This window comes from Amycolatopsis sp. NPDC051106, assembly GCF_040682775.1.
GTDB lineage: Bacteria > Actinomycetota > Actinomycetes > Mycobacteriales > Pseudonocardiaceae > Amycolatopsis.
This window is the reverse complement of record NZ_JBFBBQ010000102.1, coordinates 13,356-31,655: the sequence shown is the minus strand read 5'-3', so window position 1 is coordinate 31,655 and position 18,300 is coordinate 13,356. Positions and strand designations below refer to the sequence as shown.

17 protein-coding genes are annotated in these 18,300 nt (G+C 72.3%); 16 read left to right on the top strand and 1 reads right to left on the bottom strand.

What is annotated here, in order from left to right:
* The 4 genes from AB0M83_RS41805 to AB0M83_RS41790 all read left to right on the top strand — a co-directional run.
* Positions 1 to 684, top strand: a 684-nt coding sequence (locus AB0M83_RS41805; protein WP_364526295.1) for a hypothetical protein, incomplete at its 5' end; no start/stop codon positions are given.
* A 68-nt stretch (positions 685 to 752) separates the two neighbouring features.
* Positions 753 to 1,784, top strand: coding sequence for an Lrp/AsnC family transcriptional regulator (locus AB0M83_RS41800; RefSeq protein WP_364526293.1), 1,032 nt, complete (start codon positions 753 to 755; stop codon positions 1,782 to 1,784).
* A gap of 31 nt (positions 1,785 to 1,815) precedes the next feature.
* A complete protein-coding gene (locus AB0M83_RS41795) occupies positions 1,816 to 2,955 on the top strand; it encodes a serine hydrolase domain-containing protein (RefSeq protein WP_364526291.1) in 1,140 nt (379 codons plus the stop codon).
* A 40-nt stretch (positions 2,956 to 2,995) separates the two neighbouring features.
* Positions 2,996 to 4,231, top strand: a complete 1,236-nt coding sequence (locus AB0M83_RS41790) for an FAD-binding protein (protein WP_364526289.1) — start codon at positions 2,996 to 2,998, stop codon at positions 4,229 to 4,231.
* Here the strand turns inward: AB0M83_RS41790 and AB0M83_RS41785 are convergent.
* The gene (locus AB0M83_RS41785) at positions 4,228 to 5,205 is read right to left on the bottom strand and encodes a LacI family DNA-binding transcriptional regulator (protein WP_364526287.1); all 978 of its coding nucleotides are present in this window, start codon (positions 5,203 to 5,205) and stop codon (positions 4,228 to 4,230) included. The two genes, AB0M83_RS41790 and AB0M83_RS41785, sit on opposite strands and share 4 nt — an antisense overlap.
* 227 nt (positions 5,206 to 5,432) lie before the next feature.
* Here AB0M83_RS41785 and AB0M83_RS41780 point away from each other — a divergent pair, with 227 nt between their 5' ends.
* The 12 genes from AB0M83_RS41780 to AB0M83_RS41725 all read left to right on the top strand — a co-directional run bounded on the left by AB0M83_RS41780 (position 5,433) and on the right by AB0M83_RS41725 (position 18,228).
* Positions 5,433 to 6,410, top strand: coding sequence for a pectate lyase (locus AB0M83_RS41780; RefSeq protein WP_364526285.1), 978 nt, complete (start codon positions 5,433 to 5,435; stop codon positions 6,408 to 6,410).
* 212 nt (positions 6,411 to 6,622) lie between these two features.
* Positions 6,623 to 7,810 (top strand): Gfo/Idh/MocA family oxidoreductase, encoded by a 1,188-nt coding sequence (locus AB0M83_RS41775; protein ID WP_364526283.1) that lies wholly within the window; start codon positions 6,623 to 6,625, stop codon positions 7,808 to 7,810.
* Between the two features lie 212 nt (positions 7,811 to 8,022).
* Positions 8,023 to 9,312: an extracellular solute-binding protein gene (locus AB0M83_RS41770; RefSeq protein WP_364526281.1), complete on the top strand. Its 1,290-nt coding sequence runs from the start codon at positions 8,023 to 8,025 to the stop codon at positions 9,310 to 9,312.
* A gap of 3 nt (positions 9,313 to 9,315) precedes the next feature.
* Complete coding sequence (locus AB0M83_RS41765; protein ID WP_364526279.1) at positions 9,316 to 10,290, top strand: sugar ABC transporter permease; 975 nt, start codon at positions 9,316 to 9,318, stop codon at positions 10,288 to 10,290.
* A complete protein-coding gene (locus AB0M83_RS41760) occupies positions 10,287 to 11,132 on the top strand; it encodes a carbohydrate ABC transporter permease (protein WP_364526277.1) in 846 nt (281 codons plus the stop codon). The genes AB0M83_RS41765 and AB0M83_RS41760 overlap by 4 nt, the downstream gene beginning before the upstream one ends.
* A 5-nt stretch (positions 11,133 to 11,137) precedes the next feature.
* Entirely contained in the window at positions 11,138 to 11,698 is a 561-nt protein-coding gene (locus tag AB0M83_RS41755) for a DUF624 domain-containing protein (RefSeq protein WP_364526275.1), read from the top strand.
* Complete coding sequence (locus AB0M83_RS41750) at positions 11,695 to 12,804, top strand: Gfo/Idh/MocA family oxidoreductase (RefSeq protein WP_364526273.1); 1,110 nt, start codon at positions 11,695 to 11,697, stop codon at positions 12,802 to 12,804. Before AB0M83_RS41755 ends, AB0M83_RS41750 begins: the two co-directional genes overlap by 4 nt.
* Positions 12,804 to 14,030, top strand: a complete 1,227-nt coding sequence (locus AB0M83_RS41745; RefSeq protein ID WP_364526271.1) for a Gfo/Idh/MocA family oxidoreductase — start codon at positions 12,804 to 12,806, stop codon at positions 14,028 to 14,030. The genes AB0M83_RS41750 and AB0M83_RS41745 overlap by 1 nt, the downstream gene beginning before the upstream one ends.
* The gene (locus tag AB0M83_RS41740) at positions 14,027 to 14,947 is read left to right on the top strand and encodes a PmoA family protein (RefSeq protein WP_364526269.1); all 921 of its coding nucleotides are present in this window, start codon (positions 14,027 to 14,029) and stop codon (positions 14,945 to 14,947) included. The genes AB0M83_RS41745 and AB0M83_RS41740 overlap by 4 nt, the downstream gene beginning before the upstream one ends.
* Positions 14,948 to 14,958: 11 nt before the next feature.
* Positions 14,959 to 16,233, top strand: coding sequence for a pectate lyase (locus tag AB0M83_RS41735; RefSeq protein WP_364526267.1), 1,275 nt, complete (start codon positions 14,959 to 14,961; stop codon positions 16,231 to 16,233).
* A 162-nt stretch (positions 16,234 to 16,395) separates the two neighbouring features.
* Positions 16,396 to 17,166, top strand: a complete 771-nt coding sequence (locus AB0M83_RS41730; protein WP_364526297.1) for a pectate lyase — start codon at positions 16,396 to 16,398, stop codon at positions 17,164 to 17,166.
* A 57-nt stretch (positions 17,167 to 17,223) separates the two neighbouring features.
* A complete protein-coding gene (locus tag AB0M83_RS41725) occupies positions 17,224 to 18,228 on the top strand; it encodes a pectinesterase family protein (RefSeq protein ID WP_364526265.1) in 1,005 nt (334 codons plus the stop codon).
* Positions 18,229 to 18,300 lie beyond the last annotated feature (72 nt).

The following is an 18,300-nucleotide window of genomic DNA, read 5'->3' as shown; positions in this document are numbered from 1 at the left end:
CCCGGGCCCGCCGGCACCCCGACCGCGGCCGACACCGCCGCGATCGGCCAGGTCACCGGCGGCCGGGCCACGCTCGACCGGCTGGCGGCGACGAAGTTCCCCGGCGCCCACGCGGCGGCTGCGGCACCGGCGGCGGCCGCCGACCCGCGCACCCAGGTCGCCGTGTACGAGCCGACGGCGGCGTTCGTCGCCGGAACCTCGGACGTCCCGGCCGCGCTCGCCTACGTCGCGGTGCCGGCGCGGACCGGCGACGGCACCACGGCGACGGTCTGGGCCGAGCGGCAGGGCGCCGCGTGGACCGTGGTCAACGTGGCGTCCGGCGACTACGAGCGCAAGTACGCCGACGCGGCAGCCGGGGGCTACCTCCTGCACGAACCGCAGGTCAACGCCTGGTACGCGGTGCACGGCGACGCCGTGACGGTGCTGCACGGCTCGGTCACCGGCCTGGCCACGGGCACGAAGCTGAGCGTGCGCGACTACCGCGCGGCGCTGCACCAGCGGTACGCGGACAAGCTGCCGGGCTCGGCGTACGACCGTGACGGCGCGGGCGGTGGCTACGGCGGCCGTGAGCGCGCGCTGCCCGCCGCGGACCCCGGTGACGTGCCGGTGCTGCCGTTCGTGCTCGGCGGCGCCCTCGTGCTAGTGGCCGGTGCGGTGGTGGTGCCGCGATTGCGGCGGGGGTAGGGGACGACCGGGCCGGTTCCGGCCGGGCGGCCTCTTGGCAGGTGATCATGATCAGGTCAGAATGCGCCATGCCCGTTTCCCCGGCCGCCCAGCCGGAACCGGCGCGGCCGAGCGGCCCGGACCTCGCGCTGGTCGAAGCGCTGCAGCGCGACCCGCGGGCGCCGTGGACGCGGATCGCCGCGGCCGTCGGCACCGACGCGACGACGGCCGCCCGCCGCTGGGACCGGCTGCAGGCGGCCGGGCTGGCCTGGCTGACCGCGTACGTCACCGCGCCGACCACGACCGTCGGTTACGTCGACGTGGCCTGCCGCCCGGACGCGCTGGCCGGGCTGACCCGGGAGCTGTGCGGCTGGCCGTCGGTGTTCAGCGTCGAGCGCACGACCAGCCGGTTCTCGCTGTTCCTGTCCCTGGCCGCGCGCGACCTCGACGCGCTCGACGGGCTGGTGACCGGCCGCCTCGGCGCGCTGCCCGGGGTGCGTGAGGTCCGGTTCGCCGTCGCCACGCGCGTCTACCGCGAGGGCAGTGGCTGGCTGGTGAACGCGCTGGCCCCGGAACAGCGTGCGGTGCTCGACGAGACGGCGGTGCAGGCCCGGCTGGTCGTCCCGCAGCAGTGGAACGACCGGGACCTGCGCGCGCTGGTCGAGTCCCTCGGCGAGGACGGCCGGCGCAGCTACGCCGAGCTGGCCCGCGACTGCCGGATGAGCGAGTCGGCGGTGCGCCGCACGCTCGCGCGGATGCTGCGCAACCACGAGCTCGACTTCCGCTGCGACCTCGCGCACGTCCCGGCGGGCTGGCCGGTGATCGCGGGCTACCGCCTCGACATCGCCGCCGGCGACCTGGACCGCGCCGGGACGGCGATCGCGCAGCTGCCGGAGACGCGGCTCTCGGCCGCGGTGGTGGGGGAGGGCAACCTGGTGGTGTCGGCGTGGCTGCGGGAGCCGGCCGGGTGCACGGGCTACGAGACACGGCTGGCGGCCGCGGCACCGGGCGCCCGCGTCCTCGACCGCGCGATCACCCTGCGGATGCCGAAGCGGATGGGCCGGCTGCTCAGCCCGCACGGCCTCGGCGGCACCCACCAGGCGATCATCCCGGCCCGCTGACTATCGTGCGAACACCGGCCTGGGGAGGATCATGAGCCTGCGCGAAACCCTGCAACGCCACGTGGAGGCGGGCACGCTGCCCGGCGCGGTGGCGATCGTCGACCGGGCCGGGCGCCGGGAAGCCGTGGCCGTCGGCTCGGTGGACGTCGAAGGCAGCCGGCCGATGGCCGAGGACACGCTGTTCCGCCTCGCCTCCATCACCAAGCCGATCACCGCCGCCGCCGTCCTCACCTTGGTGGACGACGGCACGCTGGCCCTCGACGACCCGATCGGGCGCTGGCTGCCCGAGGTGGCGGATCCCAAGGTGGTGCGGACGCCGTCGAGCCCGGTCGGCGACGTCGTCCCGGCGAAGCGGCCGATCACCGTGTTCGACGTGCTCACCGGCCAAGCCGGCTGGGGGTTCGCCTCGGACTTCACGCTCCCGGCGGTGCAGGCGCTGTTCCCCGTCCAGGGCGACGGCCGGCAGGTGCAGAGCTTCCCGTCGCCGGACGTCTGGCTCGCGCGGCTGGCCGAAGTGCCGCTCGCCTTCCAGCCGGGCGAGGCGTGGCTGTACGACACGTGCTCGACGATCCAGGGCGTACTCGTCGCCCGCGCGTCGGGCCGGTCGCTGCCGGAGTTCCTCGAGGAGCGGATCTTCGCGCCGCTGGGGATGGCGGACACCGGGTTCGTCGTCGGCCCGGACCGGCGCGACCGGTTCACCGCCTTCTACAAGAAGACCGCCGCCGGGCTCGTCCTCGCCGATCCGCCGGACGGCCAGTGGAGCACGATGCCGGCGCTGCCGCTGGGCAACGGTGGCCTGGCCGGGACGGCGGGGGACTGGGTCGCCTTCGGCCGGATGCTCCTCGCCGGAGGCACCGCGCACGACGGCGGGCGCGTGCTCAGCGCCGAGGCGGTCCGGTTGATGACCACCGACCACACCAGCGCCGCGCAGCGCGAAATCGGCGCGCTGTTCCTGGAGGGCCAGGGCTGGGGGATGGGCGGCGCGGTCGACGTCGCCGCCGTCGAACCGTGGACCGTCCCGGGCCGCTACGGCTGGGTCGGCGGCACCGGCACCACCGCCCACGTCGTGCCCGCCACCGGCACGGTCGCCGTGCTGCTGACCCAGGTCGGCGAGGACAACCCGGTGCCGCCGAAGTGGATGCGCGAGTTCTGGCGGGAAGCGGCCGCGTAGGGTCGGAGGCGGGATCCGGCACGGTGGAAGGACATTCTGGATGGGCGAGTCGAACTGGGCCGGGAATCTTGCCTACACCGCGGACTCGGTGCTGACTCCGCATTCGGTCGACGAGGTGCGGGAAGCCGTCGCGGCCGCGACGCACGTCAAGGCCCTGGGCAGCCGTCACTGCTTCAACGCGATCGCGGACTCGCCGGGCGGTGTCCTGCTGGACCTGCGCGCGCTCGAGGTCCCGGTGGAGATCGGCGACGGGACGGTCACCGTCGGCGGGTCCGCCCGCTACGGCGACTTCGCCGAGCAGCTGCACGCCGCCGGGTTCGCGCTGCCGAACCTCGCGTCGCTCCCGCACATCACGGTGGCCGGCAGCGTCGCGACGGGCACCCACGGCTCCGGGCGCCGGCAGCCGGGACTCGCCTCGGCCGTGTCGGCGATCGAGCTGGTCACGGCGAACGGCGAACTGAGGACGTTCACCCGCGCCCATTCCGAGTTCCCCGGCCTGGTCGTCGGCCTCGGCGCGACCGGCGTCGTCACGCGGCTGACGCTCGACGTGGTGCCGGCGTTCGACGTGCGCCAGGACGTCTTCGACGGCCTGCCGTGGGAGGCCGCCTACCGGCACTTCGACGAGATCGAGGACGCCGGCTACAGCGTCAGCATGTTCACGAACTGGGCGAACGACACGATCGACCAGGTGTGGGTGAAGAGCCGCGTGGACGCGTTCACACCGCGGACCGGGCTGTTCGAGGCGGTCCCGGCCGACGGGCCCCGGCACCCGGCGCACGCCGCGGGGATCTCCGCCGACAACGGCACGCCGCAGCTGGGCGTGCCGGGCCCGTGGCACGACCGCCTGCCGCACTTCGCGCTCGCGTTCACCCCGAGCGTCGGCGACGAGCTGCAGTCGGAGTACTTCGTGCCCTACGAGGACGCGGTGGCGGCGGCGCGGGCGATCCGCGAAATCGGCGATCTCCTGGCCCCCTTGCTGCTGGTGTCGGAGATCCGCGCGATCGCGGGCGACGACCTGTGGCTGAGCCCCTGCCACGGGGGCGACCGGGTCGCGTTCCACTTCACCTGGCAACCGCGGCAGCCGGAGGTCGAGGCGGTGCTCCCGGTGCTGGAGGAACGCCTGGCCGCGTTCGGCGCGCGGCCGCACTGGGGAAAGCTCTTCCACACCGCCGGGTCGTACCCGCGGATGGCCGCCTTCCGGGCGCTGACCGCGGAACTGGACCCGGCCGGCAAGTTCCGGAACCCGTTCCTGGAGCGCCACGTCTTCGGCGGCTAGCTCGCGGGCGGGGCCGTGGTCGCGCGGACGATCAAGTACGTGTCGAGCACCTGGGCCGTGTGTTCGTCCGCGTCGCCGTCGAGCAGGTCCAGCAGGATCGTGACCGCCGCCCGGCCCGCGGCCTCCGTCGGCATCGCGATCGTCGTCAACGGCGGTGCCGAGATCGCCGCGAAGACCAGGTCGTCGAAGCCGACCAGGCTGATCTCGTCCGGGACCGGGACGCCGCGGGCGTTGAGCCGGGCCAGCGCGCCGAACGCCACCAGGTCGTTGTACGCCACGATCGCCGTCACGTCCGCCGCCAGCGCCAGGTCCGCGCCCTGCAGCCCGCCCTCGAACACCGGGGGGAACGGCCCGAACTCGACGACTTCCATCCCATGCCGCCCGGCGGCCTCCGCCAGCCCCTGCCGGCGGGTGCGGTTCGCCCACGACATCCTCGGCCCGCCGAGGTAGGCGCAGCGGCGGTGGCCGAGCGCGGCCAGGTGCTCGATCGCCTGGCGCATCCCGTCGGCGGCGTCCATCACGATCGACGGGATCCCCGGCACCTCGCGGTTGAGCAGCACCAGCGTCGTCTGCCCGGCGAGCGCGCGCAGCTGGTCGTCGGTCATGCTCGGGCTGCCCAGCACCACGCCGTCGACCTGCCGGGCCATCCGGCGCACCAGGTTCTGCTCGGTCGCCGCGTCCTGGTCGCTGCTGGCGAACAGCACGGCGACGTCGTCCTGGCGCGCGCGGGCCTGGACGCCGTCGAGCACGCCGGTGAAGAACGGGTTGCCGAGGTCCGACACGACGATGCCGATGTGCCCGGTGCGGACGACGGGCTGCGGGGCCTCGGCGGCGTGGTACCCGAGCTCGCTCGCCGCGGCCAGCACCCGGCTGCGGGTCTGGTGGCGGACCAGGCCGGGTGAGGTGAACGCGCGCGACACCGTCGAGATCGACACGTTGGCCCGGCGGGCGACGTCGTGAATGGTCACGCTCACGGCAACTCCTCCAGGCTCTGCGCAACATCATGGAAACGCCCGGCGGCGTTGTCAACAACGGACTGCCTTGCGGCAGCGGGGATCCGGCCGCCGCAGGGCCATTCGGCTGGGCTTGGGATGAAAACCCTGCAAATCGTTGACCGGTTTTGCTGCAAATCGTAGAACGGAGTCTCCGCCGTGTTCCCCGGTGTGCGGGGCGCGGGTCCCCACCCCCTTCGAGGTGCCCGATGACCAGGAAAACCGAGTTCTGCCTGCGCGTTTTCGGAACGGCCGCGCTCGCCGCGGCGCTGGCCGCCGCCGTTCCCGCCGGAGTCGCGCACGCGGCTTTCGAAAGCTCACCCGCCGGTTTCGGCGCCGGCACGACCGGCGGCGCGGGCGGCGAGACCATCACCGTGACGACGGCGTCCGCGTTCACCGACGCGGTGACAGGCACGACGGCCCGCACGGTCCGGGTGAGCGGGAAGATCACCTTGGCGAACAAGACGCTGGTGAAGATCGGGTCGAACAAGACCGTGCTCGGTGTCGGGTCCGGCTCCGGCTTCACCGGCGGCGGGCTCGCGGTGGACAAGTCGTCGAACGTGATCATCCGGAACCTGGCCATCGCGAAGGCCGTCGGCACCGACGCGATCCAGATCCAGCGCGGCGCCACCCGCGTGTGGATCGACCACAACGACCTGTCGTCGGATCTCGACCACGGAAAGGACTACTACGACGGCCTGCTCGACATCAGCCACGCCGCCGACGCGATCACGGTCTCCTGGAACAAGTTCCACGACCACTACAAGGTCTCCCTCGTCGGGCACAGCGACAACAACGCCGCCGAGGACACGGGCAAGCTGCACGCCACGTTCAGCCACAACTGGTTCGAGAACGTGAACTCGCGGATGCCCAGCCTGCGGTTCGGCACCGGGCACGCCTACGACAACTATTTCCACGCTGTCACCGATTCCGCCGTGCATTCGCGGATGAACGCGCAGTTCCTCGCCCAGAACAACGTCTTCGAATCCACGAAGGTCTGCCTCGAAACGACCGGCGACAGCGACGTCGACGGCTACCTCAACGAGTCGGGCAACTCCTTCGGCGGCTGCGCGAACAAGATCACCCGCACCGGGAGCATGACGACGGCACCGTATTCCTTCACGCTGGAACCGGTTTCGACCGTCAAGGCCAGCGTCACCGCGGGCGCGGGCGTCGGCCGGATCTGACCGGCGGGAGAGTGTGTGGCCGGTTCGGGTAAGCGCTATCTCGAACCGGCCGCCGCCGTTCGGAGTATCCGGGGTTCGACGAGTTCGAGGACCGGTCCCGGACATTGACACACTTGTCGCGAACGCCCTACGGTGACCACCGGAAGTTTCTCCCGAACTGCCCATTCGTCAGTTCCCGCGCGGCCGGACCCGGTCGCGCCGATCGGAGACCCATGTCGGGGAGCAGGCGCCGCACCGTCGCGGACCCGCCGAGGCTGGCCGTGGTCGGCACGTCCGGCTATGCGTTCAGCTACCTGCACCGCGCGCGCATCCTGCACGACGAGGGCCTGGTGCGGTTCGCCGGCATGGCCGACGTCCGGGCGCCCTCGGCCGCCGCGATCGCGTTGCTGCCCGAGGGCGGTACCGCGCACGTCGGGGTCGACGACCTGCTCCGCCGCTGCCGCCCCGACATCACCGTGGTCGCGACCCCGCCGCACGCGCACGTCCGGGTCGGCGGCGCGGTCCTGCGGGCGGGCGGCGACCTGCTCCTGGAAACCCCGCCGGTGCTCGACCTGGCCGGGTTCCGGACGCTGTCCCGGCTGGCCGCGGAGAACGGCTCGGCGTGCCAGACCGGCTTCCAGAGCTTCGGTTCCCCGGCCCTGCCGGTGCTGCGGGCGGCGATCGCGGCCGGGAAGCTCGGCGACGTGGTGGGCGTCGGCGCGGCCGGGGCGTGGATCCGCACCGACGCCTACTACCGCCGCAACTCCTGGGCGGGCCGCCGCTGGCTGGACGGCGAAGCCGTGGTCGACGGCGCCTTGACCAACCCGTTCTCCCACGCGGTGGCCACCGCTCTGCTCGTGGGCGGGGTCGGCGGGCGCGACCCGGCGGCGATCGCCCTGGAGCTGTACGGCACGCGCGACATCGAAGCCGATGACACGGCGTGCCTGCGCATCCGCTTCGACCGCGGCCCGGAGATCGTCGTCGCCGCGTCGTTGTGCGCCGAGCAGGACCACGAGCCGTACGTGGTGGTGCACGGCTCGAAGGGGCGCGCGAAGTTCTGGTACAAGAGCCACCGGCTGGAGCTCGACGACGAACGGGTGCACCTCGGCGAACCGGCGGACCTGCTGCGGAACCTGGTCGCCCACCACCTCGACCCTGAGGGCGTCCCGCTGCTCGCGCCGCTGCCCGCCACCCGCGCGTTCGCGTCGGTGGTCGAGGCGGTGCGGGACGCGCCCTCGCCGGCGCGGATCCCGGCGGGCTGGATCCGCACGGCGGGTGAAGGAGCGAGCCGGCACCCCGTGGTCCGGGGGATCGGCGAGGAGGTCGCCGTGGCCGCGGACCGGCTGGCGCTGTTCTCCGAGATCGGTGTCCCGTGGGCGAGTGGCCGCCGGGGCGGGCCGGCCGCCGAACGCACCGGGTAACGCCGCTCCCGGTGCCCCTCGCGCTGACAGCCCGCCTTCGACCCGGCTTGCTGTAAGCGCTTTCTCACGCTGCCCGCAGAACGCGGAAGCCGTTGCTGCACAAGGGTTAATGCGCCGAAACGCCCGTTGACACAGGTCGCGCGCGCTGCCTACCGTGAGCGCGCTGACAGCGTTTTCAGAAAGTGCTGACCGGCTGAGAACGGAGAAGCTCGATGCGTCGGACAAGTGAGAGACGAACCCTCGTCGCGCTGGCCGCGGTGGTCCCGCTGCTGCTGACCGGGGTCGCCGCGTGCGGCTCGGACCCGGGCGGCGACGGCGGGGACGTGACCATCACGTTCGTCTGGTGGGGCAGCGAGGGCCGGGCGAACCTCACGAAGAAGGCCGTCGAGCTGTTCCAGCAGAAGAACCCGAAGATCAAGGTGCAGACGTCGTTCTCGGCGTACGCGGCCTACTGGGAGAAGCTGGCGACGCAGACGGCGGGTGGCAAGCCGCCGGACGTGCTCAACGTCGACACGCGCTACCTGGCCGAATACGGCGGCCGCAACGTCCTGGCCGACCTGAACGGGGGCGCGGGCAAGGCGATCTCGCTGGCCGACATCAACCCCGAGCTGGCGGCCACCGGCGTGTACCAGGGCAAGCGGTACGCCGTGCCGTGGGCGCAGAACACGCCGGCGATGCTGTACGACCCGGCCGCGTTCACCGCGGCGGGCGCGGACCCGGCGAAGGGCCTGACCTGGGACCAGTACGCCGACGCGACGCAGAAGGTGAGCGCCGCCGGCGGGTTCGCCGCGCGGGGAGCGACCGACTTCGGCATCCTCGACACGACGCTGGAGATCTGGCTGCGCCAGCAGGGCAAGCAGTTCTACACACCCGAGGGCAAGCTCGGCTTCGCCGCCGACGACCTGCGCCGGTACTGGCAGCTCGCCGGCCGGTTCCGGGACGCCAAGGGCGCGTCCCCGGCCGACGTCACGGCGTCCTACAACACCTCGCCCGAGCAGTCGCCACTCGGCAAGAAGCTGACGAGCTCCGAGTTCGCCTACGACAACCTCCTGCCCGCGTACCAGAAGGCGAACGGCAAGCCGCTGAACGTGGCGCCGTACCCGGCGGACACGGCCGGGAACACCGGGCAGTACCGGCGGCCGTCGATGTTCCTGGCGGTCTCCGCGCGCAGCCCGCAGCAGGAGGCGGCCGCGAAGCTCGTCGACTTCCTGGTCAACGACGCCGAGGTGGGCAAGATCGTCGGCACCGACCGCGGGCTCGCGCCGAACCTCAAGGTCCGTGCCCAGCTGGCGGCGTCCGCGAAGGGCTCCGACAAGACGCTCTACGACTACGAAGCCGCCCTCGAACCGAAGCTCGGTGCCGCGCCGCCGGTGCCGCCCAAGGGTGCCGGCGCGATCCAGAAGCTCCTGCAGCGCACCTACGAAGAGGTCGCGTTCGGGCGGATGAGCCTCGACGACGCCGTCAGCCGGTTCATGTCCGAAGCCCAGAAGGGACTCGGGTAGCCGATGACGACCGTGCGCACCCCGGACCCGCCGGTCGCGCCGAAGGCCGCGCGGGTACCCGGGAGCCCCGACCGGCCGGCCGGGCGCCGCCGCAAGAGCCAGCCGGAGGCCTTCGCGTTCCTGACGCCCTGGCTGCTCGGCGCGGTGGCCCTGACCATCGGCCCGATGGTCGTCTCGCTCTACCTCTCCTTCACCGACTACGACCTCTTCACCTCGCCGAAGTGGGTCGGTTTCGGCAACTTCGCGCACATGTTCACCGACGACGACCGCTACCTGCAGTCGGTGAAGGTCACGCTCGTCTACGTCCTGGTCTCGGTGCCGCTGAAGCTCACGGTGTCGCTGCTGGTGGCCATGCTGCTCAACACCCGCCGCGGCGGGAGTGGCTTCTACCGGGCGGCGTTCTACGCGCCGTCGCTGCTCGGCGCGAGTGTCGCGGCGGCGCTGGTGTGGCGGGCGCTGTTCATGGGCGGTGGCCCGGTGAACGAGGTGCTCGCCTTCTTCGGCTGGCACACGCCGAGCTGGGTCGACGACCCGCAGTTCAGCCTCGCCTCGATCGTGCTGCTCGGGGTCTGGCAGTTCGGCGCGCCGATGGTGATCTTCCTGGCCGGGCTCAAGCAGATCCCGGCCGAGCTGCACGAGGCGGCCGCGATCGACGGCGCCGGCGCGTTCCGCCGGTTCCGGCACATCACGCTGCCGATGCTCTCGCCGGTGATCTTCTTCAACCTGGTCATGGAGGCCATCCACGCGTTCCAGGCGTTCACCCCGGCGTTCGTCATCGGCGGCGGCCGCGGTGGCCCGGCCGACGCGGACCTGTTCTACACGCTCTACCTCTTCGAGGTCGGCTTCCAGGACTTCCGCATGGGCTACGCGTCCGCGATGGCGTGGGTGCTGCTGGCGGTGATCGCGATCGTCACGGCCATCGTGTTCCGGACCGCGAAGCTGTGGGTGTTCTACGACGACGCCGGGGAGCGCCGATGACCGTGCTCCCGCGCTCCGCGCGTTCGGCGGGCCGGCACGTGCTGTGCCTCGTGATCGTCGCCGTGGTGCTGTACCCGCTGGTGTGGCTGGCGTTCGCGTCGGTCAAGCCACCGGACGAGATCCTCTCGCGGCTGGCCCTGCTGCCGACGCGGTTCGTCTTCGACGGGTACACCAAGGGCTGGGAAGGCGCGGCGGACGTCGGGTTCGGCCGCTTCTTCCTCAACTCGTTCCTCGTCGCCGGGCTGTCGGTGGTGGCGAACGTCCTGTCGTGCTCGCTGGCCGCGTACGCCTTCGCCCGGTTGAACTTCCGGTTCCGCGGCGCGCTGTTCGCGTTCATGATCACGACGTTGATGCTGCCGTACCACGTCACGCTCATCCCGCAGTACGTGATCTTCCAGCAGGCCGGGCTGGTCAACACGTTCGTCCCGCTCATCCTGCCGAAGCTGCTGGCCACCGAGGCGTTCTTCGTGTTCCTGATCGTCCAGTTCATGCGCGGCATCCCGCGCGAGCTCGACGAAGCCGCGATCATCGACGGCTGCTCGGTCTACCGGACCTTCTGGCACGTCGTGCTGCCGCTGTCGAAGCCGGCGCTGGTGACGACGTCGATCTTCACGTTCATCTGGACGTGGAACGACTTCTTCACGCAGATGGTGTACCTGAACGACACGGAGAAGTTCACCGTACCGCTCGGCCTGCGGCTGTTCGTCGACACGAGCAGCGAGTCGAACTTCGGCGCGATGTTCGCGATGTCGGCGCTCGCGCTCGTCCCGATCGTGCTCTTCTTCCTCGCCTTCCAGCGCCTGCTGGTCGAAGGCGTCAGCACCAGCGGCCTGAAGGGGTGACGACGATGCGGAGAACACAGTGGCGGACCGGGCTCGGTGACTTCTCGGACTGTCTGCTGACGGGCCTGCTGGTCGCACTCGCGTCGGTGCCGGTGGTGACGGCGGCCCCGGCGCTGGCGGCCGGCTGCCGGGCCGTCGACCGGGCGCGCCACGGCATCGGCCATCCACTGTGGACGACGTTCTGGGCCGACTTCCGCCAGGCCGCGCGGGGCGGGGTGGCCTTCGGCGGACTGGGTCTGCTGGCTGTCGCGCTGTTCGCGGTGGACCTCGAAGTCGTGCGGTCGATGCCGGGAGCCGGGGTGCTCGGGCCGGCGTTGGGGGTGCTGGCCGCCGTGGCCGCCGTCGTCGCCCTGCGGACGTGCGAAGTCGTCGCAGCCGGAGAACCGTCCTGGCGCCGCGCCGCCGTGTCAGCCGTGCGGGAGACCGTCGCGGTACCGGGCAGCGCCTTGCTCCTGGCCGGGGCGGCCGGCCTCGCGGTGGTGCTCGTGTGGATGCTGCCGATCCTGGCCCTGCTGGTGGCCGGGCCGCTGGCCCTGGCCGCCGTCGCGACCGGCGGGCCCCGGTGACTCCTGCGGTGGTCGTGTTCGGCACGGCCGGCTACGCGCGCACGCACCTGCGCCGGGCCCGGGCGCTGCACGACCGGGGCGAGATCGTGCTGGCCGGCGCGTGCGACGTCCGCGAGCCACCGGACGACGCCGGCGAGCTGGTGCCGGTGTTCACGCGCGACCCGGCCGAGCTGCTGGCTCGCGTGCCGGCGGACATCGCCGTGATCGCCACTCCGCCGCACACGCACCTGCCCTTGGCCCGCCTCGCGCTCGCCGCGGGCTGCCACGTGCTCGTGGAGAAGCCGCCGGTGCTCGACCTGACGGCGTTCGACGAGCTGACCGAGCGGGCCCGGGGCCGGGCGTGCCAGGTCGGCTTCCAGAGTTTCGGCTCGCCCGCGGTCCCGGCGATCCGGGCCGCGCTGGCCCGCGGGACGATCGGGACGGTCACCGGGATCGCCGCCGCGGGCGCGTGGATCCGGCGGGATCGCTACTTCGCGCGGGCCGCCTGGGCGGGGCGCCGCCGGCTCGACGGGCGAGCGGTCGTGGACGGGGCCCTGACGAACCCGTTCGCCCACGCCGTCGCGACCGCCCTGCTGCTCAACGGCACGGCCGGGGCCCTGCCCGAGCGCACGGCCGTCGAGCTGTACCGCGCCCGCGACATCGAGTCGGACGACACGGCGTGTGCCCGCCTGTGCTTCGCCGGCGCACCGGACGTCGTCGCTGCCGCGACGCTCGCCGCCGAAGCCGACCATGAGCCGTACGTGCTGATCCACGGCACCGAAGGCCGGATCCGGTGGCACTACAAGACCGACGTCGTCCTCATCGGGGGCGAGCCGGTGCCGGTCGGCGCGCCGGAAGACCTGCTGGCGAACCTCGTCGAGCACCTGCGCGACGGCGTGCCGCTGCTCGCTCCGCTGGCCGCCACCCGCGCGTTCACCGCGCTGGTCGAGGCGGTCCGCGACGCGCCCGAGCCGAGACAGCTGCCCCAGGCCCGCGCCGTCGGCACCGGACCCGAACGCCGGTTCGTCGTACCCGGCGTCGATCGGGCTGTCGACGCGGCGGCCGAGCGGCTCGCGCTGTTCTCCGAACTCGCCTTGCCCTGGACCCTCGCCCGAGAGGAGACGTGATGGTGACGCGCCGCTACGCGATCGTCGGCCTGGGCTCCCGTGCCCAGCTGTTCACCCGCGCGCTGGCCGGCTCGCCGCAGGCCGAGCTCGCGGCCTTCTGCGACCACAACGAAACGCGCATGCGCGTCCACAACGGCTGGATCGGCGCGTCGGTGCCCGGCTACCGGCCGGCGGACTTCGCCGCGATGCTGGCGAAGGAGCGCGTCGACGTCGTCGTGGTGTGCACCCCGGACCACACGCACGCGGACTACGTCGTCGCGGCGCTGCGGGCCGGCTGCGACGTCGTCACCGAAAAGCCGATGACGACCGATCTCGGTGGCGCGCGGCGCATCCTGTTCGCCCGCCGCGAAACCGGCGGCTCGGTGCGGGTCGCCTTCAACTACCGGTACAACCCGGTGCACCGGCGGGTGCGCGAGCTGCTCGCCGCGGGCGCGATCGGGGAGATCGGCTCGGTCGAATTCAGCTGGCTGCTCGACACCGCGCACGGCGCCGACTACTTCCGGCGCTGGCACCGCGACAAGGCGAACTCCGGCGGCCTGCTCGTGCACAAGTCCGGCCACCACTTCGACCTGGTCAACTGGTGGCTCGGCCGCGGGCCCGAGACGGTGTTCGCGCTCGGCAGGTTGTTCTTCTACGGCGACGAAAACGGCCGTCGGCACACCGATGACCGCTTCGCCCTGGACCTCGAGGCCTCGCCCAAGCTGAGCGCGCTCTACCGCGACGCGGAGCGGGAAGACGGCTACGTCCGGAACCAGGACGTGTTCGCGCCCGGCGTCACGATCGAAGACGACGTGTCGGTGCTCGTCCGGCTCCGCGGCGGCGTGGTGCTGAACTACCACCTGCACGCGTATTCGCCGCGGGAGGGCTACCGCGTCGCGTTCTCCGGCAGCGGAGGACGGCTGGAGCTGGACGTCCGGGAAAACGAGTTTCCGGTCGGTGCGATGCCAACCCCCGAGCCGGGGTGCGCGCGGCTGACCGTGCAGCGCCACTGGGAACCACCGGAGGTGGTGGTCGACGGGGTCCTCGGCGAAGGCCACGGCGGCGGGGACGAGCGGATGCTCGCCGAGCTGCTCGGCGAGGCCGAACCGGACGAGCTCGGCTGCGCGGCCGACCACGATTCCGGCTTGCAGGCGCTGCTCACCGGGCTGGCGGCCAACCGGTCCCTCGCCACCGGCGCGCCGGTGGCGATCGACGCGTTGCTCGCCGAAATCGGGGAACCGGCGTGAGCCGCGCGGCGGTGGGGAACGGGACGCTGCAGCCGGTCGAGGACGGCGACGGCCGGGTGCGCGTCCACCTCGGCGACCTCGTCCTGGCGGAGTACGTCGTGGCGCCGCCGATGCCGGCCGGGGACTCGCCGAAGCCGTACCTGCACCCGCTGCGCACGACCGCGGGCGAGACCGTGACCGCGGTCCGGCCGCACGACCACACCTGGCACAACGGCCTGCAGTTCACCATGGCCCACCTGTCGGGGGAGAACTTCTGGGGCGGCCGGACGTACGTGCGCGGCCGCGGGTACACCCCGCTGGACAACAACGGCACGGTCGGCCACGTCCGCTGGGAACGCATGGTGTCCGGGGCCGGGCACTGCGAGCTGCGGCACGAGCTGGCCTGGCGCACCGCGGCGGGCCGGCGGTGGCTGACCGAGCACCGCACGCTGCGCTTCGGCGACGTCTCGGCGGACAGCTGGACGCTCACCTGGACGAGCCGGCTGCGCAACACCAGCGGGCGCGAGCTGCGCTGGGGCAGCCCGGTGACCGAGGGGCGCGACACCGCCGGCTACGGCGGGCTGTTCTGGCGCGGGCCGCGCTCGTTCACCGGCGGCGCGGTCCGGACGGCCGACGGCCGGGGCGCGGACGACGCGATGGGGCACCGCGCGCCGTGGCTCGCGTTCACCGGCCGCCACGACGAGAGCCTGCGGACGTCGACGCTGCTGTTCGCCGACAGCCCGGCGAACCCCGGTTTCCCGACGGCCTGGTACGTGCGCGCCGAGCCGTTCCCGGTGGTCAGCTTCGCCGCGACCTACCACCGGCCGTGGCTGCTCGAACCGGGCGAGGAACTGACGCTGACCCACCACGTCGTCGTCCTCGACGGCGATCCGGAGCCCGCCCGGCTGGCCGAGCTCGCGGCCCGGGCGGCCGAGTAGAAGGAGCCGACATGCGCTGGAAGGCTTTCGCGGGGTGCCTCGCCCTGCTCGGACTCACCCTCACCGCCGGCCCGGCGGACGCCCGCGGCCACGCCCCGGGCCGCGTCGTGCTCGGCGCCCACGACGGCTGGGGCGCGGGAACCACCGGGGGAGCGGCCGCCGCGCCCGCCGACGTCCACACGGTGACCAAGCGTTCGGAGCTGGTCGCCGCGCTGGCATCCCACCCGGGTGCGCCGAAGATCGTCTACGTCCGCGGCACGATCGAGGGCAACGTGGACGCCCGCGACCGGCCGATGAGCTGCGACGCCTTCGCGGACCCGGCCTACAGCCTGCCCGCGTACCTGGCGGCGTACGACCCGGCGACCTGGGGGAAGGTCGAGCCTTCGGGGCCGCTGGAGGAGGCGCGGGCCCGCTCGCAGGCCAACCAGGCCGCGCAGGTGGTGGTCGACGTCGGCCCGGACACGACGATCTACGGCCTGGGCGGCGCCACCCTGCACGGGCTGACGCTGCGCGTCACCGGTGACAACGTGATCCTGCGGAACCTGCGGTTCTCCGACGCGCACGACTGCTTCCCCCAGTGGGATCCCCTCGACGGCGCGGACGGCAATTGGAACTCCGAGTACGACAACGTCGACCTCGTCGGCGCGACGCACGTCTGGGTGAACCACAACGAGTTCAGCGACGGCGGGAATTCCTCGCAGCCTTCGTACTTCGGGCGGAAGTACGAGGTCCACGACGGACTGCTGGACATCGTGAACGGCTCGGACCTCGTGACGGTGTCGGACAACCGGCTGCACGACCACGACAAGACGATGCTGATCGGCAACACCGACAAGCCCACTTACGACGTCGGGAAGCTGCGAGTCACCGTGCACCACAACCTCTTTTCGGAGATCGGCCAGCGCGCGCCGCGGGTGCGGTACGGGCAGGTGCACGTCTACGACAACCTCTACGTGGTGCGGGATCCGGCCGCGTACACGTACTCGCTGGGGGTGGGGGTCGAGTCACGGATCTACGCGGAGAACAACTTCTTCCGGATCCCGGCCGCGGTGCCGCTGGGGGCCTTGGTGAAGTACTGGAAGGGAACGGTGTTCCACGCGACCGGGACGCTGGTGGCGGTGGGATCGCAGCGCCCGCGCGCGGTGGACCTGCTGGCCGAGTACAACGCGGCGAACGAGCCGGATCTGGGCGCGGACGTGGGCTGGACGCCGACGCTGGTGGACCGCCTGGATCCCACGTGGGCGGTCCCGGCGCGCGTGCTGGCCGGTGCCGGGCCCGTTTTCTGAAAACTTCCTCCCACGGCGACCATCCGGGCGACAGGACCGTCCCTGCGGCCGGTGACATTGACACGCCGAACCCGGCGACCCGAGACTGAGAAAGCGCTTTCAGCACTCAGGAGGACCATTTCCCGCACGGGAAGAACCCAAGGAGTGATGAGCATGTCCCCGATTTCCCGGGTGCTCCGGGTCGCGGTCGTCGCCGCCCTCGCGGTTTCGGCTGCCGTCGGTACCGGCGCGACGGCGTCCGCCGCGTCCTGGCCGAACCCGAGCACGAGCGTGCCCGTCGGCGCGACCATCAAGGTCACCGGCGGCACCTACGACGGCGGCCTCAAGCGGTTCTACGGCACCGGCGACCTCGGTACCGGCGGCCAGGACGAAGACCAGGGCCCGCTCTTCGAGCTGGCCAACGGCGCCACCCTCAAGAACGTCGTCCTCGGCAACCCGGCCGCCGACGGCGTGCACTGCCTCGGCACCTGCACGCTGCTCAACGTCTGGTGGGAGGACGTCGGCGAGGACGCCGCGACCTTCAAGGGCACCTCGGCGTCGCAGACGATGACCATCGACGGCGGCGGTGCGCGCAAGGCGTCGGACAAGGTCTTCCAGCACAACGGCCCCGGCACCATGTACATCCGGAACTTCCAGGTCAACGACTTCGGCAAGCTGTACCGCTCCTGCGGCAACTGCAAGACGCAGTACAAGCGCAACGTCGTCGTCGACAACGTCACCGCCACCGTGCCCGGCAAGGCGCTGGTGGGCATCAACACCAACTACGGCGACACCGCGAAGCTGACCCGGATCACGATCGTCGGCGACTCGAGCCGCAAGATCGAGCCCTGCCAGAAGTACAAGGGCGTCACCAGTGGCGAGCCGACGAAGATCGGCAGCGGGCCGGACTCGACGAACTGCCTCTACACCACCGCCAACATCACCTACCAGTAAGCGACCGGGGGTGCCGGCCGCCGTCCGGCACCCCCGGCGTCCCCTCGTGGAGGTGCCATGTTCACCCTGCTCATCGCTTCCGCTATCGCCGGCGCGTCGCTCACGGCGCCCGCGTGCGCGCACCTCGTGGTCGCCGGCGACGGCTCGGGAAGCTTCGCGACCGTCCAGGCGGCGATCGACGCCGTCCCCGCCGGGGGCACGGTCTCGCTCAAGCCTGGCACCTACCGCGAAGTGATCACCGTGCCCGCGAGCAAGACCGGGATCACCTTGCGCGGCACCACCGGCAAGGCGTCGGACGTCGTCATCGACTTCGACAACGCCAGCGGCACGAAGAAACCGGACGGCACGACGTACGGCACCACCGGCAGCGCGACCGCGACGATCGCCGCGAACGGCTTCACCGCGACGGCGCTGACCTTCCGCAACTCGTTCGACCGCGCGGCGCACCCCGAGATCACCGCGACCCAGGCCGTCGCGGTGAAGGCGACCGGTGACCGGATGGTGTTCGACAACGTCACGTTCCTCGGCCACCAGGACACGCTGTACGCCGACACGGCGGCGGTGGGCACGACCGGCCGTCAGTACTACCGCAACTGCGCGATCAGCGGCGACGTCGACTTCCTCTTCGGCCGCGCCACCGCGGTGTTCGACCGGGCGACGATCACCGCGCTCGACCGCGGCTCCAACCCCAACGGCTACCTGACCGCGGCGAGCACCCGGCGGACCACGCCGTACGGCTTCCTGATCGTCGGCAGCAAGGTGGTCAGCTCGGCGGCCAACGGCAGTTTTTATCTCGGCCGCCCGTGGCACCCCGGCGGGGACGTCGACGCGATCGCGCAGGTCGTCGTCCGCGAGACCGCCCTGCCGGCGGCGATCAAGGCGGCGCCGTGGACCGACATGTCCGGCTTCTCGTGGAAGGACGCCCGGTTCTTCGAGTACCGCAACACCGGGCCGGGTGCGGGCACCGGCGCCGACCGGCCGCAGCTGACCCCCGCCCAGGCGGCGACCTTCACCGCGCAGCGGTACCTCGCGGGCAGCGACGGCTGGAACCCCGTGCACTGAGCGGCGTCCCGGTGGCATGAACGACTCGTTCATCGCGTGAGGCGAGGTGAACGAGTCGTTCATGCCATCCCG